The following is a 23,546-nucleotide window of genomic DNA, read 5'->3' on the forward strand; positions in this document are numbered from 1 at the left end:
CTTTTATGGCCGGGCTTCATTGGCTAATCTGCCCAATCCGTTGTGTAGCCACATTCACCCAATGCGGATCGTTGTCAATCCCAATATAATTTCTGCCGGTTTGCTTACAGGCCACCCCAATAGATCCGCTGCCCATGCAGCAGTCCAAAACTGTTTGCCCCTCATTTGTATAGGTTAAAATCATTTGTTCACACAGCCATACAGGTTTTTGTGTTGGGTGCAAATTTATCCGGCGCTTATCTGTTGGGCCGCGCAAAACGTCTCTTGGGTATCTGTCTGTGCTATCATAGGTCACGTTTCCGTATTCCCCATAAACTTCTCCGTGCCTGCTGTTTCGCCGGTGCTGTGCTGTACTCACCTTTCTTTTGTGGCCATGGGTCATTTGTGGGTTATAGGTTGGCAGACGATCATAAAAAATCAGTATGTTTTCATGGGCTTTTAGAGGCATTTTCTTGGCGTTCAGGTGGCCGGTAGCCTCTGTTTTTTCCCATATCCATTCATACCGAAATTCTTTCAAGTTGCTTACTGCAAGAACTTTGTCAAAGGGTGATTGTCCAAACAGCACTTTTGCCCCGCCAGGTTTTACCACCATGTTGGCAGCTTTCCAGAACTCAGAAAGGCAAATTGGTGTGTCCCATTTGCAGTTTGTTGTCCCATACGGTAGATCCGTGAAAAGCATATCCACGCTGCCCGGTTTAATTTGCAACATGGTTTCTATACAATCACCCAGCAGGATCCTTTCAGCCATTTGTGGGCACCTCCAGCAGTTTCGCCCATGGCCTTGCCATAGGGATCTCCGGTGCGCCGATCCAGCCCCATGTCCGTTCGTATTTCTCGGTCATGCTTTTGGCCAGGGTGGCAGCCTCCGCCGCCGTGTAAAACAGCTTCTTTCCAATGTCGTCCAGCCTATAATATCCCGGCTGTGGGAACCCGTCCGGCCCGGTGAAAGCCAGGCACACCTCCGTATAACCGCCGGTGGAAAAACCGCGCACCGTGCCCTTACACACGCAGTATTCCAGGAGAGGCCCAGCGCGGTTTTGCGCGGAATAGAGGTGTTCAAAAACGGCGTACATTTCCGTGCCGATCTCCGGCCTTTCAACTCTCGCCATTGTCTGCCGCCTCCAATTTCTCCGCCAGGTCCTCAATGGTGGCCGCTGCTTCCTCCAGTTCCGTGGCCAGGAGGTTCCGGCCAAAACGGTCCCGCTGGTGCAAGGCCTCCAGGCGGAGGTCTGCGGCCTGCCGCTTATATGGGTTCGTGCTGTCGGTCTTAACCGGTCCGCTGCCGGTGTATGCCCGTTTCAGCCACCAGGTAGGGCTATTCCGTTCAGCTTGGTGGGCGCAGTTTTCAGCGTCGCAGTTCTCCGCGTCGCAGCTGTCACAAAATACCCGGTGGAAATCGTCGTCCCACGGGCCGGACAGGATAGGGAGGGCGCCCAGGAAATCCCCCAGGGCCTCCGGGGAGGCCGTGATCCTTTCAAAGTTATTCACCGCCCGGCCTCCTCTTTGTGGAGGTCCACACCCTCCAGGGCGTTCCACACGGCCCGCTCCCATTCCTTTGCCCAGCCGGAACAGGCTTTCCGTACTGCGTTAATCACCACAGCCTCGCCGTCGGCCTCCCACAGCAGGCGATCCTTGTCGATCACGTCCGCGCCGATATGCTCCGCCGGATCCCGCTCGATCATGTCCACCAGGTACAGGGGAACGCCCCAGCAGGCACCGCCGCCAGGCGGCTGGTAAATCTGGAACCCCTGCATAATCACCGGCACCATCGTGACCTCCTCGCCGCGGTCACCGCCGCGCCAGTGGTCCATATCGTCCGCCGCCGTTTCTCTCAAAACCAGCTGCGGCTCCGTGTCCTTAATGATCGACGTGGGCATATCTCGCTCTGGGATCATGCCCATGTGTTCCACGATGGTGGCCAGCACCTTGCGCGGCAGCAGGGCGCGGTTGGCCATGGCAAACCAGTGATCCGTGTAAATGGCCACGTCGTTGCCGGTGTTCAGGACGGTGTACCCGCCCGCTTTGTAGGCTCTTTTGATGGCGCGGATCAGCCCGCCCTCGTTAATCAGCATTTGAAACCCTCCTTTTATATAAGGTGCGGCATAGGCACCGGCCTTTCCTCCTTGTCGGCCCTCCACACCTCTGCGTCCCGTATTTCTGTCCAGTCACAGCCCCATACCTCCGCCGCGTTCAGCAGGGCGGCAAAGTTGGAACCATGTGGCACCACGACGGTGCCATATTTCCGGCTTACCACTCTGGCGCAGCCGCTGGCCCGCCAGCGTTCCCGCCGTGCCCGCTCCGTCACAGACGTTTCATACTTGCGGGCGGCCTCGCGGGTTACACCCCGCCCCAGGCGTTCACCGTACATTCCCATGTTTCCATGGCCTCCTTGACTGCCTTGGAGTAGTCGGTGGAGGTGATCCCGCTGTCCCATGCGCTTCTCGCGCCGCCCTCGCCCATGTTGTAGGCCATGGCGGCCTTTTCGACGCTGCCATACTTGGCCAGATACAGGCCCAGCTTGTAGCAGCCGCCCGCGATATTCCCGGAGGCGGTGGTGGGATCCAGCCCCGTGGCCGCCTGGATTTCTGCGTGATAGGAACTGCCGGGGCCGGGGTTTAGCTGCATGATCCCCACCTCACCAGAGGCGCCCACGGCGTCCATGTCGAAATTGCTTTCCGTCTGTGCCACCGCCAGGGCCAGAGGATAGGGGCAGCCGTATTCCTCGCAGTACGTCCTCATGTAGTCCTGCCATTCGTAGGGCATAGGAACCGCCAGGGAGAAATAACCCTGCGCCAGCAGCGCCTCCTCGATCTTTTCCGTTTCCTGCGGGTCCTCCATGTATTCTTCCTCTGCCGCGGCGAACAGCAGTTCCGCGGGCAGGATTGCCGCCGGGGCCGCCGACGCTTCCGGCGCGGCAGGTTCCGCCGCCGGTTCCTCGCTGTACGCCTTGGCCACCATGACCACGCAGACGGCAACGAACAGCGCCAGGGCGATAAAGGCCAGAACCTTATTGCGTCGGCGGGCTTTGCGCTCCCGCTCCGCCGCGCGGGCGGTTCTGCGCTCCTTGGCCGCCTTGATCTCCGCCGTGGCCTGTTTCAACTCACGGGCGGACACCGCCGCCCGGTAAACGGCCAGATCGTCCTCCACGGCAGAGATCCGCACCCCCTGGGTGGTCTGCTCGGTGGTGATGGCCGCCACGTCCTGCTCCAGCTTGTCCACGCGCCGCTCCATGCGGCGGGCGTATTTTTCGCCTTTCTGGCTCATTTCTTCGTTACCTCCTTTTTTCTGGTGGCCCGCCCGGTCACCTCATAGGTGATACCGAACCGGCGGCGTCCGCACTCCGAACAGGTGATTTTCTCACACCTCTGCGCGACGGGTTTTACAGTCTTACCCCTGGCCGCCAAATCGACGGCGCAGGGCTTACATAACAGCTTTGTCATTCGTCCGTGCCCCTTTCGTCAATATGGGCGGCGCACATATCAGCCTCATGCAGCCGCCACACCCATGGCGTTGCGTCCATGGCCGCGGACAGGTCCCGCAGGTCTGTGCGGGCCGCCGTGTCATAGGCTCCCATGTGCCAGCGGATTGCCAGGGCTTCGTGATCCTCCAGCCGGATAAACCGGGCGATCTGGTACAGGCTCTTTTCTCCGTGCCCCAGGGGGAGGGGATCCCGGAACGTATAACCCAGGTAGTCCTCCCACACACCCGTTTCCTGGTTCCTGCGGCGTTTTCTTTCAATGTGGTACACGCCTGCCTTGCACACGTCATGCAGCAGCCCCAGGATCGCCACGGTTTCCTCCTCCCGCTCGGAGATGGGGGCAGGCCCCAGCGCGTCCCTGGGCGTCAGGTCGCGGATCGTGATTTCCCGCAGACGACGGTAAACGTTCAGGCTGTGAATAACCAGGCCACCGGGGAAAGCGCCGTGGTGCTTGGCTCCCGCCGGGGCCTCGAAAAAATCCGTTTCATTCTCCAGGCGCTCCAGCAGTTCCTCCGCACCGTCGCGGTGGACGCTGGCCAGAAACAGATCCTTGAAATGTTGGGCCACGGTTTGCAACCCGTTTCTCTCTAAAAAATCAGACATTTGCCGTTCCTCCTACTTTAGTTTTTTGAATATTTCAGCGATAACGGCAGCCGTCCAGCCGTTCCCGATAGCCTTGATCCGTTCGCCCTTTGTAGCGCCGCCCTTTTTGGTGTAGCCGTCCGGCAGGGTCTGCAGGCGTTCCAACTCCGTGACGGTGAAGCGGCGAACAATTCCATTTTTCAACACTTGGGCCTCGCAAGCACAGTCCAGCGTGTTGGATTTTCCTTTTATGACCCTGCCGCGCCGTGTTTTGGAGGTGGGGAAAGCCAGGTTTATCCCGTCGCCGTCCTCCGCCACGATATAACCCTGGCGGGTGGCTTGCTTTATTCGCACCTCTCCGTTTTCAGAGGTCACCAACTGCCTGGCTTTCTGCGATATGGACGGATCGAAAAGCAGGCCGTTTTCAGCGATATATCCGCCGGTGTCAATATTTGGCTCCAGAATGTCACCCAGTTTTATGCGTCGGTCCTCCGGTGGCGTGACCCCCGGAATATTAGTCCAGTAGGTCCGCGGCCTGTTTTGGGCGGACACCAGGCTGCTGTTGATGTGTAGCGGCTGGACCCGCATGGTTTCCGTTATGACGGCCTCCCATTCCTTTTTCATCTTGACGTTTTCAAGCATGAACAGCAGTCCCGGATTTCTCCCGCGCAGTTCTGCAACAATCCGTGAAAACTCAAAAAATAGGGCGCTGCGTGGGTCGTCAAAGTTCAGGTGCCGCCCAGCCCTGGAAAATCCCTGGCACGGGCTTCCGCCTATCACCAGGTCGATTTTGGGGAGGTCTGCCGCCTTTATGTGCTTCACGTCACCCAGTTGGACTATATCCGGCCAGTTCGCTGCAGAGATTTCCATGGGGGCGCGTTCGATTTCGCTTGCCATGTACCTGTCCACTTTTACCCCAGCCATTTCCAGCGCAAGCCGCCCGGTGCTAATACCGTCAAAAAGGCTCAACACGTTCATGTGTTGCCCGCCTCCTCTCCATGGCGGTGGTGGCTTCCTCCACCATGCCGCGCTCCCGCAGGCCCTCAACGGAAAGGCGGTGCGCCTCATGGTACAGCTGCCCGCCCGCCGCGTCGTGCGTCGTGATCGTCAGGATCGGGCACCCCAGGGAGGAGGAAAGAAACGCTTTCGTGTGGCCGTCGTCCGTCGTCCATTCCAGCCAGTAGTCCGGGCGGCCATTCGCTTTCTGGAAATCCACGCGGCGCATACCCGGCAGGGGCTTGTATGTCGCCACCAGATTGTAAAGGCTGGTTTTGTTGGCTTTCAGCCTCAACACGGGGCCACCTCCGTTCTGTACCACTCCAGGATCCGTTTGGCGTACTTCTTGCGGATCCGCTTCTTTTTTGTGTGGCGGTAGCGGTTATAAAGCGGGCGGTTGTCAACCGACGCCCAGCGCAGCGCCGTTTCCATTTCGTGCTGTGCCTCCACCTCCGCCGCCACCTTGCGGATCCATCTGCAGAAAGCGGGTGCCATGGCCTCAATGGTCATAGCGATTTGCGCCCAGGCTTCGCCTATTTTCCGGCAGGCTTCCGTTGCCTGCTCTGCGCTTACGCCCAGTTCCTGCAATTCCGACTTGCTATCGTGCAGAACCTCCGCCGCGGTCACGGTCTGTTCACCCATTTGGAAAGCCCTCCCCATTCTCCCAGCCCAGCAGTATATGGTGGGCCAGGTCGTTCATATCGCGCCGCGCTTCCTCCAGCGCCAGCAATTTGTGGTAGGAGATCCCGACGCCCTCCAGCTTGTCCCGGAAAGCCTTGGCCACTTTGACCGCCGCCGCGATCTCCGCCCTGTCGTCCGCCACCTCCGCCGCGGAAATGGCTGTGCTTCTGTCGTCCATGGCGTTCTCCTCTCGCGTCCGTATCAGGTGCCCGCCTGCTGTGGCTTGCCTCTGCGTCGGAGGTTAGCCTGGAAACGGCGCTGCGCCAGTTCCGGGTCATAGACAGGGCGCTGGTTCCGGTCCAGCTTTTCACCGTCCTGGCCTCTCCGTAATTCTGCGTAGATCGTTTTTCTGGATTTCCCCAGGTGCGTGGCGATCTCCGCCACACTCGCGTAATTGCGCCACGCCTTGGCGATATACTCCCGTTCGGCGGGGCTAATGTATTTTTCGCTCATGGCTTTTTCACCTCCGATTGCGACAAAAAAATAAGAGTAACAAGGGATTTCCCTTTGTTACTCTTATTGATAGCATTTTCGATTCGTGGCAAATTGCTGGAATATCTTGACTTTATGCGGATGATATGCTAAAATTTTTCCGGTTTTTAGGTGACTGTCTGCGGGTAGTCCGCCGGGAAATCCATTAGAATTTAACAGATCGGAGATACATATTATGGAAAGAATCAAGACTCTCGAGACTCGTAGCCTGTGCGACAGCGCCAAGAACGGCGGCTGCGGTGAGTGCCAGACTTCCTGCCAGTCTGCCTGCAAGACCAGCTGCGGCGTGGCAAACCAGAAGTGCGAGAACACCAACAAGTAATCAATCGCAATTTTCAAAAAGCTGCCGCCTGTTCAGGCGGCACTTTTTCTGTACGAGGAGAACGGAAGAATGGTACATCAGTATCAACTGAACGGCTACAACATCGTGCTGGACACCTGCTCCGGTGCCATTCATGTAGTGGATGAGGTAGCCTATGACATCATTGCGCTTTACCCGGATCACACGGCGGATGAGATCGTAACGGCAATGATGGGAAAATACGGCGCACGCGAGGATGTGACGGAGAAGGATCTGCGGGACTGCATTGATGACGTGGAGGCGCTGAAGCAGGCCGGGAAACTCTATACCCCCGACACCTTCGCGGACATGGCCGGCACGTTCAAGGAGCGCTCCGGCGATGTGGTGAAGGCGCTGTGCCTGCATGTGGCGCACACCTGCAACCTGAACTGTTCCTACTGCTTTGCCAGCCAGGGAAAATACCATGGAGACCGTGCGCTGATGAGCTTCGAGGTGGGTAAGCAGGCGCTGGACTTCCTGATGGATCACTCCGGCAGCCGCACCAATCTGGAGGTGGACTTCTTCGGCGGTGAGCCGCTGATGAACTGGGACGTGGTGAAGCAGTTGGTGGAGTATGCCCGCAGTGTGGAAAAGGAGCGGGGCAAAAATTTCCGCTTTACGCTGACCACAAACGGTATGCTCATCGACGATGACGTGATCGACTTCGCCAACCGGGAAATGAGCAATGTGGTGCTGTCGCTAGATGGCCGCAAGGAAATCCATGACCGGCTGCGGGTGGACTATGCAGGCAATGGCAGCTACGAGCGCATCGTGCCCAAGTTCCAGAAGCTGGTAGAGGCCAGAGGCAACAAGAACTATTATATGCGCGGCACCTTTACCCATGCCAATCCGGACTTTACGAAGGACCTGTTCCACATGGCGGATCTGGGCTTCACGGAGTTGAGCATGGAGCCGGTGGTGTGCGCGCCGGAGGACCCCGCCGCACTGACAGCGGAGGATCTGGAGATCGTGAAGGACCAGTACGAGCTGCTGGCCAAGGATATGCTGCGTCGGGAAAAGGAAGGCAAGCCCATCACCTTCTATCACTACATGCTGGATCTGACGGGCGGCCCCTGCATTTACAAGCGGATCTCCGGCTGCGGCTCCGGCACGGAGTATATGGCTGTGACCCCTTGGGGAGACCTGTATCCCTGCCATCAGTTCGTGGGTGAGGAAGCCTACAAGCTGGGCGACATCTGGAACGGCGTGACCAATACGGCCCTGCGGGAGGAATTCCGTTCCTGCAACGCCTACGCCCGGCCTGAGTGCAATGACTGCTGGGCGAGATTCTACTGCTCCGGCGGCTGCGCGGCCAACGCCTTCCACGCCACGGGTTCTATCCGCGGCGTTTACGAGGCAGGCTGCGAATTGTTCCGCAAGCGTATTGAATGTGCAATCATGATGAAGGTGGCGGAAGATTCTGCCAAGGCCAACGGCTGATGGAAACGCCCATTGCTGATTTTGTCCGGCGGTACGCGGATTCCGGGATGATCCGGGCGCACATGCCCGGCCACAAGGGAAAGTCCTTTCTGGGCTGTGAGACACTGGACATCACCGAGATCCAAGGCGCGGACAGCCTGTACGAAGCGGAGGGCATCATCCGGCGCAGTGAGTCCTATGCCGGGGAACTGTTCGGCTCTGGCCGGACGGTGTACTCCACGGAGGGGTCCAGCCAGTGCATCCGGGCGATGCTGTATCTGGCGCTGACCTGCGGAAATGGGTCCCGGACGGTGGTGGCGGCCCGAAACGTACACCGGGCGTTTGTATATGCGGCGGCCCTGCTGGATTTTGAGATCGTCTGGCTGTGGCCGGAGCGCAGCTCGTCTCTCTGCGGCTGCCCGGTATCGCCGGACACATTGGAGCGGACACTGGCGGAGATGCCTGCACCGCCGGCGGCGGTCTATCTCACCAGCCCGGACTATCTGGGCGGCATGGCGGACATTTCCGCTCTGGCAGAGGTGTGCCGGAAACATGGTACGCTGCTGGCGGTGGACAACGCCCACGGCGCCTATCTGCGGTTTCTGGAACCATCCTGTCACTCGCTGGATTTGGGCGCAGACCTGTGCTGCGATTCGGCACACAAGACGCTGCCGGTGCTGACCGGCGGCGCGTACCTGCACATCAGCCGTGCGGCTCCGGCATCTCTCCGGGAGAGTGCGAAAACAGCGATGGCCATGTTTGGCTCCACCAGTCCGTCCTACCTGACGCTGGCGTCGCTGGACCTATGCAACCGCTATCTGGCGGATGGGTACCGGGATCGCCTGCGGGAGATGTGCGGACGTCTGGAGGAAGCGCGGAAGGCGCTGACGGCTGCCGGTTGGCAGATAGAGCCATCGGATCCGCTGCGGCTGACTGTCAAGGCCCCAGCCGGGATGACCGGCGGGCAGTTGGCGAACCGACTGCGTGAGAGCGGTGTGGAATGTGAATACGCTGATCTGGACTTTCTGGTACTGATGCTGACGCCGGAGAATGGCGCTGCGGATATTGAACGGATTGTGTATGCAATGGGAACAAACGACACAACCTATGCGCCGCAGCCGACGCTGCCGTTGGCCTGTGGAGAACGGGTATGTTCCGCGCGGGAGGCACTGTTTGCCCCACGGGAGACCGTACCGGCGGCGCAGTCATTGGGCCGGGTCTGTGGCGCCCCCACCGTGGGGTGTCCGCCTGCGATCCCCATTGCGGTGTCCGGTGAGCGAATTGGCCCGGAAGCGCTGGAACTGTTCCGGCGGTACGGTGTGGAGCAGGTGGAAGTCCTGCGCTGAAAACGGTTTTGAGAAAAGCGAGACCGGCAAATCTGAACACTGACAAACCGCAGACCCGGCAGCATTTGCCGGGTCTGCGGTTTGTTTTCTTGCTGTATGCATCCGGCTTGTGAACTGTGGAGTCTTGCCAACGGCGCGTTTTGGGGATGGCCTTCTGCCGATGAGGGAAAATAAAACGCCCGCTGTTATAGTAGGAATGCGGTCTGGCAACTGCAAGGTGTAAAACGAAGGGAGACCACACAAGAAGGAATACCACAAACAGTTTATCAAAAATCTTCCAGTGTGCCTCTTGGATAAATTACCAGAAAGTCCAAAGACTAAACGTAGTTTCACGAGGATAAGGAGATTTGAAATATGAAAGCAACAGGAATCGTGCGGCGCATCGATGACCTGGGCCGGGTGGTCATTCCCAAGGAGATCCGCCGCACTATGCGCATCCGCGAGGGCGACCCGTCACAGATGACATTGGCACCGTGGCAGCGTTTCAGCTTCGCCATGCTGGATCTGGCAAAACGGCAAGGCTGGAACTAATACATAATGTCGGGACGGCCCGACTCATGTCATTTGCATGAGTCAGGCCGTCTTTTACCACCAATATCCGGAATGCTTTGGCGTTTTTTCATCCTTTGCTTTTGCGTGATCTCGTTTTCCCAGAAGCTCATCCTCTCGGGATATGGTCGGATCGTACCAATCCGCTTTTGCGTTTGCCCACTCCTGCCATTCAGAAATATCTTCATCCAGATGGGCTACTTTATACGCTGATATGTAGCGGCGAATCTTGCAAGCGGTGTCATAGTCATCAGCAATATTAGCCAGCGCAAGAGTGCGGTCGACCTCTGTATTATACCGCTTGCGGCGTTCTTCCTCCCTGCGCGCATCTTCCTGACGTTTGCGTTCAGCCTCTTCCCGCGCAAGTCGCTGCTGTCGCAATCCCTCAGCAGCCGCATAGAGCTCCAACATCATGTCGCCCAAACGGTCTTCCAGTTGATATGCTTTACAATCGCGGAAGCTTTTCTGATTGTTGATCTTGAGACAAAGACGGCCATTGTATTGGTAGTCGTACTTGCTGATCTGGGGCCTTGATGCATAGGAATACTTCCGGCGCTTTTCTTCGTATTCTAAAAGTTGGCGGTTTTCCTCTTTTGTCGGGATGTGATTGATTTTATCCTGTGACTCAGAGAAAGAAACACAAACAGTTTCCCCATTAACAGCAAACTCCAGATTATCCGTAAGCTTGCAGCCCAACGGTTCCATTGCTTTGATCAGGGCGTCTATGATGCGGCAGGCACGTGGAATAGAAGTGTTGGATATCGTGTTTGCTAAAAACGGTGGTGCCGGTGTATTGCGCGGCCGCCATTTGTCATTGGCATTGCGGTTTTCTTGCTTTTTCCATTCCGCAATCACCTTCCGGTGGGCAATGATTTTGGAATGCATACGTTCGTTTTCATCCGGCAAAAGAATTTGTGACGCAACTGCCATCACAACAGCACGATCTTCATCCCCCAGAAACTCAAGAACATTTTGGTTTGTTTCAGATGGTGGAGTGTATCCTGTTTGTGCGCCGATTTTCTTTGCAGTCTTGGTGCTTTGAGGTAACGGTGTCTTTGCAACAGGCTTTCCAGCCCTGAGTTTTGCCCAATACCCCTGTGACGGAGTTGGGATCTCAAGGGATTTGCACACCTTATGGATGGCAACGTCTGACACTTTGTATTTCTTTGCGACCTCTGTCACCGGGGCAGCCCAGACCTCCTTGTAGAGTGTTTCTCGGTCATAGACATTGTAAGTTTGGCCCCATTGTTTGATGGTTTCTGGTTCCTGAAATAGTTCCGCAACCACGTCAACTTTATGCGTCTCGTCGGGTACCTGTTGTTCCTGTACTACGGTTGACGATACAGAGAGTTGCCGCACCTTTTCCTGTTGATCAGAGAGTTTCTTGTTTGGATCAGATCCCGGTTCGGGCTTCTCCCCCTTGGGCAAAGAGACTTCCTTTACGAGCGAAACGACTTTATCAAACGGCTTTTTCAGCGCAGTCTTTTCCACAGGTTTCCCAAAACTTATTTTTGTCCAATATCCGGACGGTGGAATTGGAATATTAGCCTCTTTGATCTGCTTTAGAAACTGCGAATAGGGAATATCATATTTCTTCGCTGTTCCGGCGGCGGAGATTTCCCAGATCTCATCATATAGCTGCTTCCGTGTCAATCGAATGACTGTCATTTGCACAGTTGACACCTCCTTTCTCTTTGAGCCTTGGACTGTCTGGTCTTGCGGGGGAATGACTTTCTCTGTAGCAAGCGTATTGGGTTTCGTACCATCATCGTTTTCCGCCATTATGGAATTCTGTGGTTCTAATGGCTTTCCGATGAGCGCACAAAATTGTTTGATCCCTCCTATTCTTCTTTTTCGCTTAATAGAAAAACCAGATCCCGCTTCAAGTCCTCAAATTGAGAAATGATCCGACTCAGATTCTTTTCGATCCCTTCCACCTGGATCTCGTTGATTTTGCCGTGGTTATAAGCAATCAATCTTTCCGGAATGATGGAGTAGCTCCAGCTTTCACGGTAAGCGTCTTCATTCTTTACGGCAAACCCGATCGGCAACACATTGTTTCTCATGCCGAGTGTCAACAAGTTCGTAGAGATCCCGAGATAATCCGCTGCGATTTTGATCGTGATTTTAGGCATTGCTCTGATTTCATCATCTGTATACTTTTCCATGCATTCACCTCCTTCTAAAAGTTATTTTATGGGCAAATAATTTGCCATTGTTGCTTTCATTGTACAGATTTCGTTTCAGTTTGGCAAGGTTTCTCCGAAAACATGATTGAGTGGAAGACCACGCAACGGCGTAGAACGAGGACCACTTGAAGTTCTGTAAAATACAAATTGAACATTTGCGGTTTACATTAGCGCCGTGGGAGCAGTTTTGTTTCGGAATGATGGATTTAGCCAAGCGGCCGGGGTGGAAACCGCTGTGATCCCAACTACTTATGGAACGAAATGATATTGCACATCCTCATAGGAAAATTCGTAGATCGGTACATCAGGAAATTTTGCACGGATCTCCTCTAAGCTGAAAAAGGACTCGTTGGAAATTCCTTGTTGCCCAAGGGAGTCCGGCCTGCGGAAATCCATATAGCGACTGGCAGAAAACTGACCGTAATGGCTCCGAAATTTTCCACAGAGCCTGCATCTTCCACCCCATGCATACCCAATAAATTCTCGGATGATAACTTTTTCATATTCGTGTTTGTGGTTAGAACGTTGGACACTTTTTGAAGTCTTGGAGGTTTTGGATTTCTTCCTATGACGCGCATCCTCATCGTACTCCTGTAAGAATCGCTTCATCGGTCATACCCCCTTATTGGTATCACGGAGAAGTTCTCGTTTGCTCTTTGCTCGGCAGTAGGTCTTTCCACTCTCGATCCGCTTTGTGACCGGACAAAGGCCGTTCCAGGAACCGCGCTGCTTTGTGTAAAAGGCTCGCTGTGCCCGTTTCGCCTGCTTTTTTAATGGGGTCAATTTATTCATGAAGGCCCTCCTTCTGTGGTGCATTAAGTAACTCTTGAAAGCTACGGCAAAAATCAAGATAGCCAGCATGTCCCAAAAGAAGCATCTTAGACGGCAGTTTTTGAAGGGCGGTCAGAAAAGCCGTTTCGTCACGCTTCCTGACCTTACAGAAAATAACGCAGTAGTCGTTGTCGGTGCGATGGGTTTCCTGTCTAAAATAGACCCGCACTTTCTCCTGAATGAATAGCTGATCCGCAAGATAGTCTTTCGTATCCACAAAAGCATAGTGCCGAAAGAGCAGGGAATGGCTTTCAAGTTGAACAAAGTGCGTGTTGCATAGAACCTCTTGTTGCAATTTCATTACAATTTGGTGAAAATAGTTGTTTTTCTGCTTGAAATTCGCTATGCTAAAATCTCCCACTGGGAAATTCACCAAGGAGGCTGAGAAAATGAGCCTTGTATCGTTTCCGGTCATTGATCCTGCTGCAACAGGCAGAAACATTATGCGCTTGCGTCTGGAGCAAGGGTTGACGGTTCGTGATGTGCAGGTGTTTTTCGGTTTTGAAGAACCGCAGGCCATCTACAAGTGGCAGAGCGGGAAAAGCCTGCCCACCGTCGATAACCTCTACGCCCTGAGTGCTCTCTTGGATGTACGGATGGATGAGATCTTAGTTGCCGCAAAGCCTGAATTGAAAATTGCAGAAATTGAGCCGCAGGCCGAAGCCTGCGGCTCAATTATATTTATAGTCTGTTTTGTTGGCGCTGTCATTGAACTGCTGGTTGAATTTGATGACAGCATTGTAAATTGGAGAAATACGCAAAATTCCAGAAAGTGAATATTGACTTGCTCTTGGGAGTACACTATAATGAAACCAAGAAAACTGTGTAAATACGCAAAATTCCCGAGTGAGGTATGGATATGATCGAACGGAAAAAATATCTGGAACGGCTCATCGCAAGAAAAGAAAACGGTTTAGTGAAGGTCATCACCGGCATCCGGCGGTGTGGAAAGTCCTATCTGCTGTTCAATATCTACAAGAGCTATTTGAAATCCATCGGCGTGGAGGATGACCAAATCATTTGCCTTGCGCTGGACGATGACGAAAACATCCAGTACCGCAATCCGTTGGAGTTGGGCAAATACATTCGCAGCCTGACCACAGATGAGAGCAAGACCTATTATGTGTTCCTCGACGAGATCCAGAAGGTCGTAACCATTCAGAACCCCTACATTCAGGGCGTGGAGGATAAAATCGGCTTTGTGGACGTGGTCCTCGGCCTGATGAAGCACGATAATATTGACGTGTATGTGACAGGCAGCAACTCAAAAATGCTGTCCTCGGATATTTTGACCGAATTTCGCGGGCGCGGCGATGAGATCCGGGTCAATCCCCTGTCTTTTGAGGAGTTTTACCACGCCTACGAGGGCGACAAGCGGGACGCTTGGCAGGAGTATTATACTTACGGCGGCCTGCCCCTCGTGATGATGAAAAAGAGCCACGAGGAAAAGGCAAAGTACCTGCAATCCCTGTTTGACAAGATTTATCTTGGCGACATCATCGAACGGAACAAGATCTTGCACGATAAGTCCGTTTTAGATGATATTCTGAACATCATTTCCTCCTCGGTCGGCTCCCTGACCAACGCGGGGAAAATTGCCAGAACCTTTCGCAGCGAACGGCAAGTCAACATCAGCGATGAGACTGTCAGCCGGTATCTGGAGTTTTTCGTGGACGCCTTTATGATCTACAAGGCAGACCGCTATGATGTGAAGGGCAGAAAATATATCGGCTCGCCGCTGAAGTATTATTTCAGCGATGTGGGCTTGCGAAATGCCAGACTGAATTTCCGCCAGCAGGAAGAAAATCATATCATGGAGAACATTATTTATAATGAGCTGTTGTGCCGTGAGTTCAACGTGGATGTGGGCGTGGTGGAGTACTGTTACAAGGACGAACAGAAAAAGAGTAAGCGCACGCAGTTGGAGATCGACTTTGTGGCAAACAAAGGGAGCCGTCGGTATTATATCCAGTCTGCCTTGACCGTGGCAGACGAGGAAAAGCGGGCGCAGGAAGTAAACTCTCTCAACCGCGTGGGGGACTCCTTTAAGAAGATCGTGGTGGTGAAGGACAATATCATCCCATGGCACGATGAGAACGGGATCCTGTATGTGGGCATCGAGAAATTCCTGCTGAACGAAACAGCGATGGAACTGTGAGAGGGTAGCGAGGTGTTACTATGTTCTACAAAATGATCGAAGCCAAGCGCAATGAGTGGTTGGCTTCGGAGACTTGCACAGTCAAGGCGGTCATTGACTACATCGTAAAAACCGGGCAAATGCGCGATGCGCAGGTTGAGGCAATCAAAACCTATCTGTTTTTAAAAATCGCGTGTGGCTGCAAGCCTTTAGCAGAGTTGTTCTGCGAGGGTGCGTTCAATACGCTGGATCTGGATGATTTGGAGGTATCGCACAGCACCCGTGAATACCTCAAAGTAAACAAAGCTGCTGCAGCACTGTTTGAATACGCCTGCCTCACCAACGATGCAGGAGAGCAGGTCTCTCCCAAGCTGGAACAGCAAATCCGCAAAGAACCGGAAAGCATTGATTGCCATGCGTTCTTCCACAAAGCCTTTTATGATTTATCTTACACCGACTACCTGTTCAGTCTCCCCATGGGCGCAGGCAAGACCTATCTGATGGCGGCTTTTATCTATCTGGACTTATACTTTGCGCGGAATGAGCCGAAAAATTCTGCTTTCGCACATAACTTTATTATCTTTGCGCCCTCCGGTCTGAAGTCCTCCGTTGTCCCCAGTCTGAAAACCATTCAAAACTTTGATCCTACATGGGTCATTCCCGAACCGGCCGCTTCGGAACTCAAGCGCATGATCTCCTTTGAGGTACTGGATCAGAGTAAAACGGCAAAGAAGTCCAACAAGACGAAAAATCCGAATGTGCAGAAAATCGCAAACCATCAGCCGCTGTCGGAGTTGTTCGGTCTGGTTGCCGTCACCAACGCGGAAAAAGTCATTCTCGACCGTATTCAGGAAAGTCAAGGTCAAATCAACCTATTTGAGGAAAGTGATGACGAAAAAGATCGTCAGGCGAATGAGCTGCGCAACCTGATCGGCAAACTCCCCGCTTTGTCTATTTTCATTGACGAGGTGCACCACGCTGTCAGCGATGAGATCAAACTGCGCGCTGTTGTCACACGTTGGGCGGAAAATGATACGGTCAATTCAGTCATCGGCTTTTCCGGCACGCCGTATCTGGAAAAAGCAGAGAAAATCACCGTGGTGGACAATCTGTCAGTCGCCGCAGCGGAGATCACAAATATCGTGTATTACTACCCGCTCATTAACGGTGTTGGAAATTTTCTCAAGCGTCCGGTGGTGAAGATCGCGGAGTTTGCGGACAGCAGCCGTATCATTGAAGCCGGTGTGCGTGAATTTTTTGAAACCTACAAGGATACCGTCTATGCCAATGGCACAGTCGCAAAGCTGGGCATCTACTGCGGAACCATCGAAAAGCTGGAAGAACTTGTTTACCCGCTTGTCGCAAAAATCGCCGCGGAATGCGGCTTTGGCAGCGACACCATTCTCAAGTTCCACAAGGGCAATAAGCAGTACCCCCAGCCTACCGACAGCCAGATGCAGTTTGATTCACTGGATAAGGCAATTTCTAAAATCCGCGTTGTTCTGCTGGTTCAAATCGGCAAGGAGGGCTGGGACTGCCGCAGCCTGACGGGGATCATCCTCTCGCAGGAGGGCGACTGCCCGAAGAATATGGTGCTGCAAACCTCCTGCCGATGCCTTCGTCAGGTGGATAAGAACGCGCCGGAAACGGCACTCATCTACCTCAATGACAGCAACGCGGACAAGCTCAATGCTCAACTCCAACAGCAGCACCGCATTTCTCTGAAAGAATTCACCGAGGCCAGCCACGGTAAAACTGAAATCAAGCGGTATGACCGCACCGCTTACTTAAAGTTGCCCAAAATTGATTTCTACCAGTTCAAAGTCAATTACGAAACCCAGACCGAGGAACCTGCCGCTCCGGAATCAAAGATCCCTGTTGCCGCAGACGAAGCGAAGGTGTCTGATGACATTATCAAGACCACTGACCTGACCATGGAAACGCAGCGCATTGAGGTAAGCAACACCGAGCGCGGCACAGAACAGGCGACCTTTGCCACGTGGCTGCTTCGTATTGTCAAGGGCAGCTTTGGTTCACTGACCATGCAGGAATTAAGCCGTTACAGCGATTTGCTGCGGGAGGTCTATTTGACCGTGACCTACGAGCGCGACGGCGTTCGTTACTACAGTTCCCGCTACGACCATGCTATGGTGGAAGCAAATATCCGAAAGGCGTTCTGCGAAAAGCGCACCTTCCACACAAAGGAAGAGCTGATTCCCGAGGAAGCCAGCCTGCTGAATATCGCAAATTTCACTCCCACAGTCCACACAGAGAAACCGGACGATTACTACCCCGCACAGGACTTGGTAGAACGCATCATTCTGGATGATAAAGGTAAGTTGAAAGTCAGCGCAAAAGAGCAGGCCATGATGGAGTTGGCAGAGGAAACCGGAAATACCGCCATTTTGGAGATGCTTCGCAAGCAAAATTCGTCCCATCCGCAAAAAGACCGCACCTTCCACTATCTGCCCTATCACACAGACAGCGGCTTTGAGCAGACTTTCCTCAAAGAAGTCCTGACCTTCGATGAGGTTGAGCGGCTTGGCTTGGAGGTCTACTACAACGGCGACCGTGCCATGACAGAATTTAAGATCAAGTGCTATCAGCGCCTGAACGGTGGCTGGCGATATATTGGAATGTACACGCCGGATTTCCTCGTTCTCCAGCGCAAGGATAGTAAAATTCACAAGGCCATTATCGTGGAAACCAAGGGCGGTATTTATGCCAATGACCCTGCGTTCAAGGATAAGCGGACTTTTATGGAAATGGAGTTCTCCCGCTATAACAATCAGGCGTTCGGCTACGCGCGGTTTGAGTATCTCTATTTGGAGGATACTCTGCCAGAGGCGGAACGTATCAGACAAACACATGAGAAAATCTGCGGATTTTTTGAGGAGAGATAAATAATGGATTGGCTTGATTATCGACAGGCACTTGGGTTATCGTTTAATGACGACCAAAAAAAGAATCTATTTATAAAACGTATAGAAGTCTTTATGCGATCCGGAAAACGATATTCCTTTACCGAACGAGACGAAATTGCTTTTGCGTACATGATAGGTGAAACTTATCTCCCTTCTGACCGAGAACCGTTGGCTTTTTGTTTAGACGAAGAACTGGTCGGACTTCAAAAAGTATGGCCATATCTCAAAAAACATACTGATAACTTTCTCGATTTTTTGGCAACGCTTGTTGCATTCATCAATACATACAAAGGGAAAAATTCGGATAAAATTGCCGTTTTTTCTGCCATAAAAGGTGCACTCAATGACTGCCATATAGATTTTGAAATCGTAAAAGATAGTGATGGTGATTTCATTTTCCCTAAAGGCGCAAAAGAATTGGATGATGCGCTTGTTTCTGAGCCGTTAGATTGGTTAGCTGATTATTCTGAGTCGCGCAAGGCATTTGTAAAAGCTCTAAAAGAGTATTCAGAAACAACTTCGGATAACGCCAGCGATATTGCGGACAAATTTCGCAAAACCTTGGAAAACTTTTTCCAAGAGTTTTTTGGAGGCAACAAGTCACTCGAAAACTACAAAAATACATATGGGACATATTTGAAAAGCCAAGGAGTTCCTAAAGAAGTAAGTGGAAATTTTGAGACATTGCTTCAAGCATATACAAGCTTTATGAACAACTACGCAAAGCATCGAGATGCCACAAGCAACAGACTTCTGGAATACCTTATGTATCAAACAGGCAACATCATTCGTCTCCTGATCACATTAAAACAAGGGGAGGACAAACAATGAATATCAGACCTACAGTAGATTTTGATGACAAATATCTGAATGCAAAGTGTAAAGTGATTGAATGTATTAAAGCACTGAATCAACTAACTCCGGAACAAAACCAGCAACTGGCTCGAGAATGTTTTGCCTCCATGGGGATGGCAATGTCACTTGAACAGTTCATACACCACATGGAGAATGGAGGACAAGGATAATGCCCATTAAATACATTCCCTTCATTCCCGAGCCCGTGGAGGGGCAGGCGGTGCTGGGCAATTTCAACCGCATTCTGCGCTACAAGGGTGCGGACGAGCTGTCCATGACGCTCCAGCGGGGAATGCCCCTGTACGAGATGGAGAAGCAGGAGACCGTGGGCGAGAACACCGATGGCAACATGGTCATTCGCGGCGAATGCGTGTCTGCCTGCGCCTATTTGAAAGAGCAGGGCGTTCAGGTTGACTTGGTCTACATCGACCCGCCCTTTGCCAGCGGCGCGGACTACGCCAAAAAGGTCTATATCCGCCGCAATCCCAAGGTTGCCGAGGCCATCGCGCAGGCGGAGCGGGAACTGGATGTGGACGAGCTGAAAGCCTTTGAGGAAAAGATGTACGGCGATGTCTGGGATAAAGAAAAGTACCTGAGCTGGATGTACGAAAACCTCATGGCGATCAAAGGCGTCATGAGCGAAACGGCATCGATCTATGTGCATCTGGACTATCACATCGGGCATTATGTGAAGATCCTGATGGACGAGATTTTTGGCGAAGACAATTTCCGAAACGAGATTATCTGGAAGCGCGCTACCGCCCACAGTGATGCGGAGTTTTACGGCAACAACTTTGACTGCATTTATTTCTACACGAAATCTCAGACGGATTATATTTTTAACACGGTCTATCAGCCCTATGATGATGCGTATGTTGCTCGCTTTAGCCGGACTGACCCCGATGGTCGCCGCTGGGACAGCGGAAATCTGACCGCGAAAGGCCTTTCCGGCGGCGGTTACGACTACGAGTATAAAGGCTATCGCTCGCTTTGGAGAATGCCGCTTGAAACCATGGAGCGCTTAGACCGTGAAGGCAGAATCCATATTACAAAGACTGGCGGCATCCGTTCCAAAGTCTATCTTGACGAACTGCCTGGTATGCCCGCACAATCCATGTGGCTGGATATTAACCCTGTAAATTCACAAGCTGTAGAGCGTTCAGACTACGCCACGCAAAAGCCGGAAGCGTTGATTGAACGCATCATCAACGCTTCCTCCGACAGAGGTATGCTCGTTGCTGACTTCTTCGGCGGCAGCGGCGTGACTGCCGCCGTTGCCAACAAGCTGGGGCGGCGCTTTATCCACTGCGACATCGGGCTCAACTCCATCCAGACTGCCCGCGACCGCCTCGTTACTGATGGTGCGGAATTTGATGTACTGGAGATCAAGGACGGCGTACAGCTTTACCGCAACCCCGTTCAGACGATGGATAAGATTAAGTCCCTCATTCCCGGTCTAAAAAACGAGGACGATTTGGACTCCTTCTGGGAGGGAGCCATCTCTGACAGCAAGCTGGGCATGATTCCTGTCTATGTGCCAAACCTGATGGACAGCAGCTCCAAGCTGCTGGATGTGGTGCTGATGAACCGCATTCTCCATCAGGCCATCCCTGACTTGGATAGTAGTGTAAAAAAGGTCATCGTGTATTACATCGACATCACCGACGAGGACGAAATTCGCCGCTTTATCGCCGCGGATGACAGTACCACCGTGGAGATTGAGCTGCGCGATCTGAAAACGGTGCTGGACGATGTGGCCATTGGGGACGAGGTATCGTTCCATTGCACAGAAGTCCATGATGACCTCTTCGGCGGCTGGCAGGTGGTGATCGACAGCTTTGTCAGCGACCGCGTGCTGCAAAAGATCACGGAGTTCAACAACAAAGCCCGCATGAACGCCTCGCCCAAGAAGCCCTTCAAGCCCATTGAAATCAGCGAGGAGGGGCTGGAACTGATCGAGTATCTGAGCCTTGACTGCACCGCCGCTGACGGCGCATGGCACTCCGACAGCGAGATCAAGATCGACAAGCTGGGTTATGTCATCCGCAACGGCGAGAAAACCAAGGAGTTCTGGGACGGAGCTATCCGCAGTGAAAAGAAACCGCTTAGATTGAAGATTCGTAATATCTGCGGAGATGAAACCATGTGGGAGATTTGATATTATAAATCTTTGAAAAAGTAAGGACTGAGGGAGTTTTACTCCCTCAGTCCTTACTTTTTATACTTCTCCCTTAAGCTCCTATGCCCGCCGCGGGCGATATTCTCCTGTTCCTCTGGCGTCCAAACCTTCCATTCCGCATTCTCCTCTCTCAAGTCCAGATGCATGAAGCCTCGGTAGTTGATAGCTGGATCAAAGTCCAGATTCCCCTTGATATGCCGACGCCATGCTGTGCTGTCCGGCTCCGGCAGAGACACCTGCTCGACCTCATAGGTTTCCAGTTCTCCAAAGGAATCGATTTCCCGTAGGAAATCCGATGCGGAGATTTTTCCTTTGAGATACCTCCCTCTGACCTTGACCGCTGCACTGATCCATTCCTGATAGCGAGCGTCGCTCACAGGCTTCAGCCGATCCCGCTGGTCTGGCGGAGCGTCCTCATAACGGTTCCGTCGTTCTTCCATCCTATGTCGCAGAACATTGTATATCCGCAGTGCCTCATCCAATGCCGCACCATCCTTGCCCTTGAGCTTTGGCCCCAGCGCCTTGCAGGATAGTCCGTCGATCACACGGTCGCAGTAGTGCGTTTCCGCAGAGGTTTTCGGAATGAAATACTGCCAGCAGCACTCACACCGTGCGATACGCTTTTTCTTCTGGCGGAAATAAAGCTGCAATTCCAACAGGTACAGCTCAAAGGTATTTTCAACCGTATACCGCAATCGGTGTCCGAACGGCATCGGCCTGCAAGGAAAGAACTGGTGCATTAACGCGGGGTATGCCTCCTCCAACGCTCCATACCGTTCCCACTGCGCGGCGCGCTCATAATCGGCAAACCCGATCTCCAGAAGATTTCGAATACGCAGCTGTGCCCTGCACGGCTCGTCCAGTGCCCGAAGAACTGCGGCACCTTTCTCGGACGGAAAAATCGGCGAACCATTGTCCTGCATTGCCATTGCGTCCCGAAGATGTTCAGAGGCATAAAAAGCGGATATGGTATCGATCCTCTTGATCCAATCAGGCAAGTCGCTGATCTGTTTTTCAAAATCCTCATAGTCCGAATAGGGAACATCCATGCGTTCCAAAAACAGAGGATGCTCCGTCCAGAGCCGCTGGATCACGGCATGGTATTCCGCAAAATCCAGAGAAGTAAACCGAACCAGTTCCTCCGCTGGCGTTCGACCCCTGAGTTCTTCTACACGCCCATCCTTGCCAACCAATAAAATATCGATGTTCTCTCCGGTATCTGTTTCCAAAAAGATGCCGGAGATATTCTTTTCGGGAGCGGTCAACTTGGGGTCACGCAGTCCGAGCTGTAGTTGCAAGTCTTGGAAAAATCTCGAAAACCACTCTTCCATGTAAAAACCATCTCCCTTCCTTTACAGTATCAGTATACCACATTGACAAACCGGAAAGGAGTATTTTTTATGAACCGACTGCAAACCATTGACGCGGACACGCTGCAAAGCACCGCTTACGAACCGGTCTCCTTCGTGGTGGACGATCTGCTGCCCCAGGGACTGCACCTGCTGGCAGGCGCGCCGAAGATCGGCAAATCGTGGCTGGCGCTGTGGCTGTGTCTCTGCGCCGCGCAAGGCAAACCGCTCTGGACGTTCGCCACACGGCCATGCGAGGTGCTGTACCTCTGTCTGGAGGACAGCTTCCAGCGTATCCAGAGCCGCCTCTTTGATCTCACGGAGGACGCGCCGCCCACGCTGCACTTCGCCGTCATGTCCCAGCAGCTCCACAACGGGCTGGTGGAACAGATCGAGCAATTCCTGAAGGAGCATCCACAGACCCGGCTCATCGTCATCGACACGCTCCAGCGCATCCGCACAGCAGGCAATGACGCGAATCCCTATGCCAGCGACTATCGGGACATCGGCGTTCTGAAAGCGCTGGCGGACAAGCACCGCATCGCCATTCTGCTGGTGCATCATCTGCGGAAGATGAATGACGATGACCCCATGAACATGATCTCCGGCACCACCGGACTCAGCGGTGCCACCGACAGCAACTTCGTCCTCCGCAAGAGCAAGCGCAGAGAGAACACCGCCACGCTCTACTGCACCGGGCGGGACATCCCCTACCGGGAACTGGCGCTGGAGTTCGACGGTGAGGATCATGTCTGGAAGCTGCTGTCAGATGACTGCGAACAGAAAGAGCAGCCCAACGAGAGAATTCTTTTTCTTCTCTCTGAATTGCTGCGCCGGCAGCCGGAGATCAGCGCCCCTGCCAAGGCGCTGTTGGAAAAGATCGACCCTGCCAGTGCGGAGGGACTGACCCCCAACAGCTTCTCCCACCGAATCCGTAAAAGCGTTGACGCTCTAAGGAGAAACGGCATTACGGTGTCCTTCCGCAAGAGCAACGGCGACCGTCTGATCTGCCTGAAAAGGGTCGATGGGGTCGATGATCCCGTTGCCGGAAACATCGTCACCATCGACCCTGAGAACCCGCCGTGTTTCGGCGTGTGAGCCGCTGTGTGCGCGGTTAGGGGCTGGGGTGGCGTGTGTACCCGTCGAGGGGATATTCTGCCCGCACGGGGCAAATTCCGAGACGGCATAAAAACGACGAA

Annotated in this window: 29 protein-coding genes and 1 pseudogene; 11 read left to right on the forward strand and 19 right to left on the reverse strand. The window is 53.3% G+C overall.

The window, feature by feature from the left end; genetic code table 11:
* Nucleotides 1-16 precede the first annotated feature (16 nt).
* Genes H8Z83_RS14705 through H8Z83_RS14765 form a run of 13 tightly spaced genes read right to left on the reverse strand, consistent with a single transcriptional unit; the run spans nucleotide 17 to nucleotide 6,190 of the window.
* A complete protein-coding gene (locus tag H8Z83_RS14705; protein ID WP_187015741.1) occupies nucleotides 17-748 on the reverse strand; it encodes a DNA-methyltransferase in 732 nt (243 codons plus the stop codon).
* Nucleotides 741-1,109: a hypothetical protein gene (locus H8Z83_RS14710; RefSeq protein WP_187015742.1), complete on the reverse strand. Its 369-nt coding sequence runs from the start codon at nucleotides 1,107-1,109 to the stop codon at nucleotides 741-743. Before H8Z83_RS14710 ends, H8Z83_RS14705 begins: the two co-directional genes overlap by 8 nt.
* Entirely contained in the window at nucleotides 1,096-1,488 is a 393-nt protein-coding gene (locus H8Z83_RS14715; protein WP_187015743.1) for a hypothetical protein, read from the reverse strand. The genes H8Z83_RS14710 and H8Z83_RS14715 overlap by 14 nt, the downstream gene beginning before the upstream one ends.
* Nucleotides 1,485-2,072 (reverse strand): hypothetical protein, encoded by a 588-nt coding sequence (locus tag H8Z83_RS14720; RefSeq protein ID WP_187015744.1) that lies wholly within the window; start codon nucleotides 2,070-2,072, stop codon nucleotides 1,485-1,487. Before H8Z83_RS14720 ends, H8Z83_RS14715 begins: the two co-directional genes overlap by 4 nt.
* 14 nt (nucleotides 2,073-2,086) lie before the next feature.
* Entirely contained in the window at nucleotides 2,087-2,374 is a 288-nt protein-coding gene (locus H8Z83_RS14725) for a hypothetical protein (protein WP_187015745.1), read from the reverse strand.
* Nucleotides 2,338-3,264: a transglycosylase SLT domain-containing protein gene (locus H8Z83_RS14730; RefSeq protein WP_187015746.1), complete on the reverse strand. Its 927-nt coding sequence runs from the start codon at nucleotides 3,262-3,264 to the stop codon at nucleotides 2,338-2,340. Before H8Z83_RS14730 ends, H8Z83_RS14725 begins: the two co-directional genes overlap by 37 nt.
* Nucleotides 3,261-3,440: a hypothetical protein gene (locus H8Z83_RS14735; RefSeq protein WP_187015747.1), complete on the reverse strand. Its 180-nt coding sequence runs from the start codon at nucleotides 3,438-3,440 to the stop codon at nucleotides 3,261-3,263. The genes H8Z83_RS14730 and H8Z83_RS14735 overlap by 4 nt, the downstream gene beginning before the upstream one ends.
* Nucleotides 3,437-4,081 carry an HD domain-containing protein gene (locus H8Z83_RS14740; protein ID WP_187015748.1) on the reverse strand — a complete coding sequence of 215 codons (645 nt, stop codon included), beginning with the start codon at nucleotides 4,079-4,081 and terminating at the stop codon, nucleotides 3,437-3,439. The genes H8Z83_RS14735 and H8Z83_RS14740 overlap by 4 nt, the downstream gene beginning before the upstream one ends.
* 12 nt (nucleotides 4,082-4,093) lie before the next feature.
* Nucleotides 4,094-5,038, reverse strand: a complete 945-nt coding sequence (locus H8Z83_RS14745; protein WP_187015749.1) for a DNA cytosine methyltransferase — start codon at nucleotides 5,036-5,038, stop codon at nucleotides 4,094-4,096.
* Nucleotides 5,016-5,354, reverse strand: a complete 339-nt coding sequence (locus tag H8Z83_RS14750) for a hypothetical protein (RefSeq protein ID WP_187015750.1) — start codon at nucleotides 5,352-5,354, stop codon at nucleotides 5,016-5,018. Before H8Z83_RS14750 ends, H8Z83_RS14745 begins: the two co-directional genes overlap by 23 nt.
* The gene (locus tag H8Z83_RS14755) at nucleotides 5,348-5,698 is read right to left on the reverse strand and encodes a hypothetical protein (RefSeq protein WP_187015751.1); all 351 of its coding nucleotides are present in this window, start codon (nucleotides 5,696-5,698) and stop codon (nucleotides 5,348-5,350) included. Before H8Z83_RS14755 ends, H8Z83_RS14750 begins: the two co-directional genes overlap by 7 nt.
* Nucleotides 5,691-5,915 carry a hypothetical protein gene (locus H8Z83_RS14760; RefSeq protein ID WP_187015752.1) on the reverse strand — a complete coding sequence of 75 codons (225 nt, stop codon included), beginning with the start codon at nucleotides 5,913-5,915 and terminating at the stop codon, nucleotides 5,691-5,693. The genes H8Z83_RS14755 and H8Z83_RS14760 overlap by 8 nt, the downstream gene beginning before the upstream one ends.
* A gap of 23 nt (nucleotides 5,916-5,938) precedes the next feature.
* Nucleotides 5,939-6,190, reverse strand: a complete 252-nt coding sequence (locus tag H8Z83_RS14765; RefSeq protein ID WP_187015753.1) for a helix-turn-helix domain-containing protein — start codon at nucleotides 6,188-6,190, stop codon at nucleotides 5,939-5,941.
* Nucleotides 6,191-6,404: 214 nt separating this feature from the next.
* Here H8Z83_RS14765 and scfA point away from each other — a divergent pair, with 214 nt between their 5' ends.
* The 4 genes and pseudogenes from scfA to H8Z83_RS19685 all read left to right on the forward strand — a co-directional run.
* Complete coding sequence (gene scfA, locus H8Z83_RS14770) at nucleotides 6,405-6,551, forward strand: six-cysteine ranthipeptide SCIFF (protein WP_033120249.1); 147 nt, start codon at nucleotides 6,405-6,407, stop codon at nucleotides 6,549-6,551.
* Nucleotides 6,552-6,620: 69 nt separating this feature from the next.
* Nucleotides 6,621-8,009 carry a thioether cross-link-forming SCIFF peptide maturase gene (scfB, locus tag H8Z83_RS14775; protein WP_187015754.1) on the forward strand — a complete coding sequence of 463 codons (1,389 nt, stop codon included), beginning with the start codon at nucleotides 6,621-6,623 and terminating at the stop codon, nucleotides 8,007-8,009.
* The gene (locus H8Z83_RS14780; protein WP_187015755.1) at nucleotides 8,009-9,334 is read left to right on the forward strand and encodes an aminotransferase class I/II-fold pyridoxal phosphate-dependent enzyme; all 1,326 of its coding nucleotides are present in this window, start codon (nucleotides 8,009-8,011) and stop codon (nucleotides 9,332-9,334) included. Before scfB ends, H8Z83_RS14780 begins: the two co-directional genes overlap by 1 nt.
* Nucleotides 9,335-9,688: 354 nt before the next feature.
* A pseudogene (locus tag H8Z83_RS19685) lies at nucleotides 9,689-9,796 on the forward strand (AbrB/MazE/SpoVT family DNA-binding domain-containing protein); the annotation flags it as partial.
* 123 nt (nucleotides 9,797-9,919) lie between these two features.
* On the opposite strand, the gene H8Z83_RS14790 reads toward H8Z83_RS19685, so the two are convergent.
* The 5 genes from H8Z83_RS14790 to H8Z83_RS14810 all read right to left on the reverse strand — a co-directional run bounded on the left by H8Z83_RS14790 (nucleotide 9,920) and on the right by H8Z83_RS14810 (nucleotide 13,318).
* Nucleotides 9,920-11,551 (reverse strand): hypothetical protein, encoded by a 1,632-nt coding sequence (locus H8Z83_RS14790; protein WP_187015771.1) that lies wholly within the window; start codon nucleotides 11,549-11,551, stop codon nucleotides 9,920-9,922.
* 173 nt (nucleotides 11,552-11,724) lie between these two features.
* The gene (locus H8Z83_RS14795; RefSeq protein WP_187015757.1) at nucleotides 11,725-12,051 is read right to left on the reverse strand and encodes a hypothetical protein; all 327 of its coding nucleotides are present in this window, start codon (nucleotides 12,049-12,051) and stop codon (nucleotides 11,725-11,727) included.
* Nucleotides 12,052-12,321: 270 nt separating this feature from the next.
* On the reverse strand, nucleotides 12,322-12,681 hold the full coding sequence (locus H8Z83_RS14800; RefSeq protein ID WP_187015758.1) for a hypothetical protein: 360 nt from the start codon (nucleotides 12,679-12,681) through the stop codon (nucleotides 12,322-12,324).
* 3 nt (nucleotides 12,682-12,684) lie between these two features.
* Entirely contained in the window at nucleotides 12,685-12,864 is a 180-nt protein-coding gene (locus tag H8Z83_RS14805) for a hypothetical protein (protein WP_187015759.1), read from the reverse strand.
* Nucleotides 12,857-13,318, reverse strand: coding sequence for a hypothetical protein (locus tag H8Z83_RS14810; RefSeq protein ID WP_187015760.1), 462 nt, complete (start codon nucleotides 13,316-13,318; stop codon nucleotides 12,857-12,859). Before H8Z83_RS14810 ends, H8Z83_RS14805 begins: the two co-directional genes overlap by 8 nt.
* Here H8Z83_RS14810 and H8Z83_RS20225 point away from each other — a divergent pair.
* From H8Z83_RS20225 to H8Z83_RS14840, 6 genes are all read left to right on the forward strand, one after another.
* Nucleotides 13,293-13,679 carry a helix-turn-helix domain-containing protein gene (locus H8Z83_RS20225; protein WP_187015761.1) on the forward strand — a complete coding sequence of 129 codons (387 nt, stop codon included), beginning with the start codon at nucleotides 13,293-13,295 and terminating at the stop codon, nucleotides 13,677-13,679. The genes H8Z83_RS14810 and H8Z83_RS20225 overlap by 26 nt on opposite strands.
* A gap of 83 nt (nucleotides 13,680-13,762) precedes the next feature.
* The gene (locus tag H8Z83_RS14820; protein WP_436231651.1) at nucleotides 13,763-15,061 is read left to right on the forward strand and encodes an ATP-binding protein; all 1,299 of its coding nucleotides are present in this window, start codon (nucleotides 13,763-13,765) and stop codon (nucleotides 15,059-15,061) included.
* Nucleotides 15,062-15,081: 20 nt separating this feature from the next.
* Nucleotides 15,082-17,943, forward strand: coding sequence for a DEAD/DEAH box helicase family protein (locus H8Z83_RS14825; RefSeq protein WP_187015763.1), 2,862 nt, complete (start codon nucleotides 15,082-15,084; stop codon nucleotides 17,941-17,943).
* A gap of 3 nt (nucleotides 17,944-17,946) precedes the next feature.
* Entirely contained in the window at nucleotides 17,947-18,795 is an 849-nt protein-coding gene (locus H8Z83_RS14830) for a hypothetical protein (RefSeq protein ID WP_187015764.1), read from the forward strand.
* Nucleotides 18,792-18,989 (forward strand): hypothetical protein, encoded by a 198-nt coding sequence (locus H8Z83_RS14835; RefSeq protein WP_187015765.1) that lies wholly within the window; start codon nucleotides 18,792-18,794, stop codon nucleotides 18,987-18,989. Before H8Z83_RS14830 ends, H8Z83_RS14835 begins: the two co-directional genes overlap by 4 nt.
* Nucleotides 18,989-20,977 carry a site-specific DNA-methyltransferase gene (locus H8Z83_RS14840; protein ID WP_187015766.1) on the forward strand — a complete coding sequence of 663 codons (1,989 nt, stop codon included), beginning with the start codon at nucleotides 18,989-18,991 and terminating at the stop codon, nucleotides 20,975-20,977. Before H8Z83_RS14835 ends, H8Z83_RS14840 begins: the two co-directional genes overlap by 1 nt.
* 53 nt (nucleotides 20,978-21,030) lie before the next feature.
* On the opposite strand, the gene H8Z83_RS14845 is transcribed toward H8Z83_RS14840, so the two are convergent.
* Complete coding sequence (locus tag H8Z83_RS14845; RefSeq protein ID WP_187015767.1) at nucleotides 21,031-22,329, reverse strand: DUF6076 domain-containing protein; 1,299 nt, start codon at nucleotides 22,327-22,329, stop codon at nucleotides 21,031-21,033.
* A gap of 69 nt (nucleotides 22,330-22,398) precedes the next feature.
* Between H8Z83_RS14845 and H8Z83_RS14850 the strand changes: the two genes are divergently transcribed.
* A complete protein-coding gene (locus H8Z83_RS14850; protein WP_187015768.1) occupies nucleotides 22,399-23,445 on the forward strand; it encodes an AAA family ATPase in 1,047 nt (348 codons plus the stop codon).
* The last annotated feature ends 101 nt before the right edge of the window (nucleotides 23,446-23,546 follow it).

The sequence above is a fragment of the Dysosmobacter segnis genome (assembly GCF_014297285.1).
Classification (GTDB): domain Bacteria; phylum Bacillota; class Clostridia; order Oscillospirales; family Oscillospiraceae; genus Oscillibacter; species Oscillibacter segnis.

What these genes read in the sequence shown, in the direction of transcription:
- H8Z83_RS14705 (WP_187015741.1), bottom strand. Translation starts at nt 748, where the DNA reads ATGGCTGAAAGGATCCTGCTGGGTGATTGTATAGAAACCATGTTGCAA.
- H8Z83_RS14710 (WP_187015742.1), bottom strand. Translation starts at nt 1,109, where the DNA reads ATGGCGAGAGTTGAAAGGCCGGAGATCGGCACGGAAATGTACGCCGTT.
- H8Z83_RS14720 (WP_187015744.1), bottom strand. Translation starts at nt 2,072, where the DNA reads ATGCTGATTAACGAGGGCGGGCTGATCCGCGCCATCAAAAGAGCCTAC.
- H8Z83_RS14725 (WP_187015745.1), bottom strand. Translation starts at nt 2,374, where the DNA reads ATGGGAATGTACGGTGAACGCCTGGGGCGGGGTGTAACCCGCGAGGCC.
- H8Z83_RS14730 (WP_187015746.1), bottom strand. Translation starts at nt 3,264, where the DNA reads ATGAGCCAGAAAGGCGAAAAATACGCCCGCCGCATGGAGCGGCGCGTG.
- H8Z83_RS14735 (WP_187015747.1), bottom strand. Translation starts at nt 3,440, where the DNA reads ATGACAAAGCTGTTATGTAAGCCCTGCGCCGTCGATTTGGCGGCCAGG.
- H8Z83_RS14740 (WP_187015748.1), bottom strand. Translation starts at nt 4,081, where the DNA reads ATGTCTGATTTTTTAGAGAGAAACGGGTTGCAAACCGTGGCCCAACAT.
- H8Z83_RS14745 (WP_187015749.1), bottom strand. Translation starts at nt 5,038, where the DNA reads ATGAACGTGTTGAGCCTTTTTGACGGTATTAGCACCGGGCGGCTTGCG.
- H8Z83_RS14755 (WP_187015751.1), bottom strand. Translation starts at nt 5,698, where the DNA reads ATGGGTGAACAGACCGTGACCGCGGCGGAGGTTCTGCACGATAGCAAG.
- H8Z83_RS14760 (WP_187015752.1), bottom strand. Translation starts at nt 5,915, where the DNA reads ATGGACGACAGAAGCACAGCCATTTCCGCGGCGGAGGTGGCGGACGAC.
- H8Z83_RS14765 (WP_187015753.1), bottom strand. Translation starts at nt 6,190, where the DNA reads ATGAGCGAAAAATACATTAGCCCCGCCGAACGGGAGTATATCGCCAAG.
- scfA (WP_033120249.1), top strand. Translation starts at nt 6,405, where the DNA reads ATGGAAAGAATCAAGACTCTCGAGACTCGTAGCCTGTGCGACAGCGCC.
- scfB (WP_187015754.1), top strand. Translation starts at nt 6,621, where the DNA reads ATGGTACATCAGTATCAACTGAACGGCTACAACATCGTGCTGGACACC.
- H8Z83_RS14780 (WP_187015755.1), top strand. Translation starts at nt 8,009, where the DNA reads ATGGAAACGCCCATTGCTGATTTTGTCCGGCGGTACGCGGATTCCGGG.
- H8Z83_RS14790 (WP_187015771.1), bottom strand. Translation starts at nt 11,551, where the DNA reads ATGACAGTCATTCGATTGACACGGAAGCAGCTATATGATGAGATCTGG.
- H8Z83_RS14795 (WP_187015757.1), bottom strand. Translation starts at nt 12,051, where the DNA reads ATGGAAAAGTATACAGATGATGAAATCAGAGCAATGCCTAAAATCACG.
- H8Z83_RS14800 (WP_187015758.1), bottom strand. Translation starts at nt 12,681, where the DNA reads ATGAAGCGATTCTTACAGGAGTACGATGAGGATGCGCGTCATAGGAAG.
- H8Z83_RS14805 (WP_187015759.1), bottom strand. Translation starts at nt 12,864, where the DNA reads ATGAATAAATTGACCCCATTAAAAAAGCAGGCGAAACGGGCACAGCGA.
- H8Z83_RS20225 (WP_187015761.1), top strand. Translation starts at nt 13,293, where the DNA reads ATGAGCCTTGTATCGTTTCCGGTCATTGATCCTGCTGCAACAGGCAGA.
- H8Z83_RS14810 (WP_187015760.1), bottom strand. Translation starts at nt 13,318, where the DNA reads ATGACCGGAAACGATACAAGGCTCATTTTCTCAGCCTCCTTGGTGAAT.
- H8Z83_RS14820 (WP_436231651.1), top strand. Translation starts at nt 13,763, where the DNA reads ATGATCGAACGGAAAAAATATCTGGAACGGCTCATCGCAAGAAAAGAA.
- H8Z83_RS14825 (WP_187015763.1), top strand. Translation starts at nt 15,082, where the DNA reads ATGTTCTACAAAATGATCGAAGCCAAGCGCAATGAGTGGTTGGCTTCG.
- H8Z83_RS14830 (WP_187015764.1), top strand. Translation starts at nt 17,947, where the DNA reads ATGGATTGGCTTGATTATCGACAGGCACTTGGGTTATCGTTTAATGAC.
- H8Z83_RS14835 (WP_187015765.1), top strand. Translation starts at nt 18,792, where the DNA reads ATGAATATCAGACCTACAGTAGATTTTGATGACAAATATCTGAATGCA.
- H8Z83_RS14840 (WP_187015766.1), top strand. Translation starts at nt 18,989, where the DNA reads ATGCCCATTAAATACATTCCCTTCATTCCCGAGCCCGTGGAGGGGCAG.
- H8Z83_RS14845 (WP_187015767.1), bottom strand. Translation starts at nt 22,329, where the DNA reads ATGGAAGAGTGGTTTTCGAGATTTTTCCAAGACTTGCAACTACAGCTC.
- H8Z83_RS14850 (WP_187015768.1), top strand. Translation starts at nt 22,399, where the DNA reads ATGAACCGACTGCAAACCATTGACGCGGACACGCTGCAAAGCACCGCT.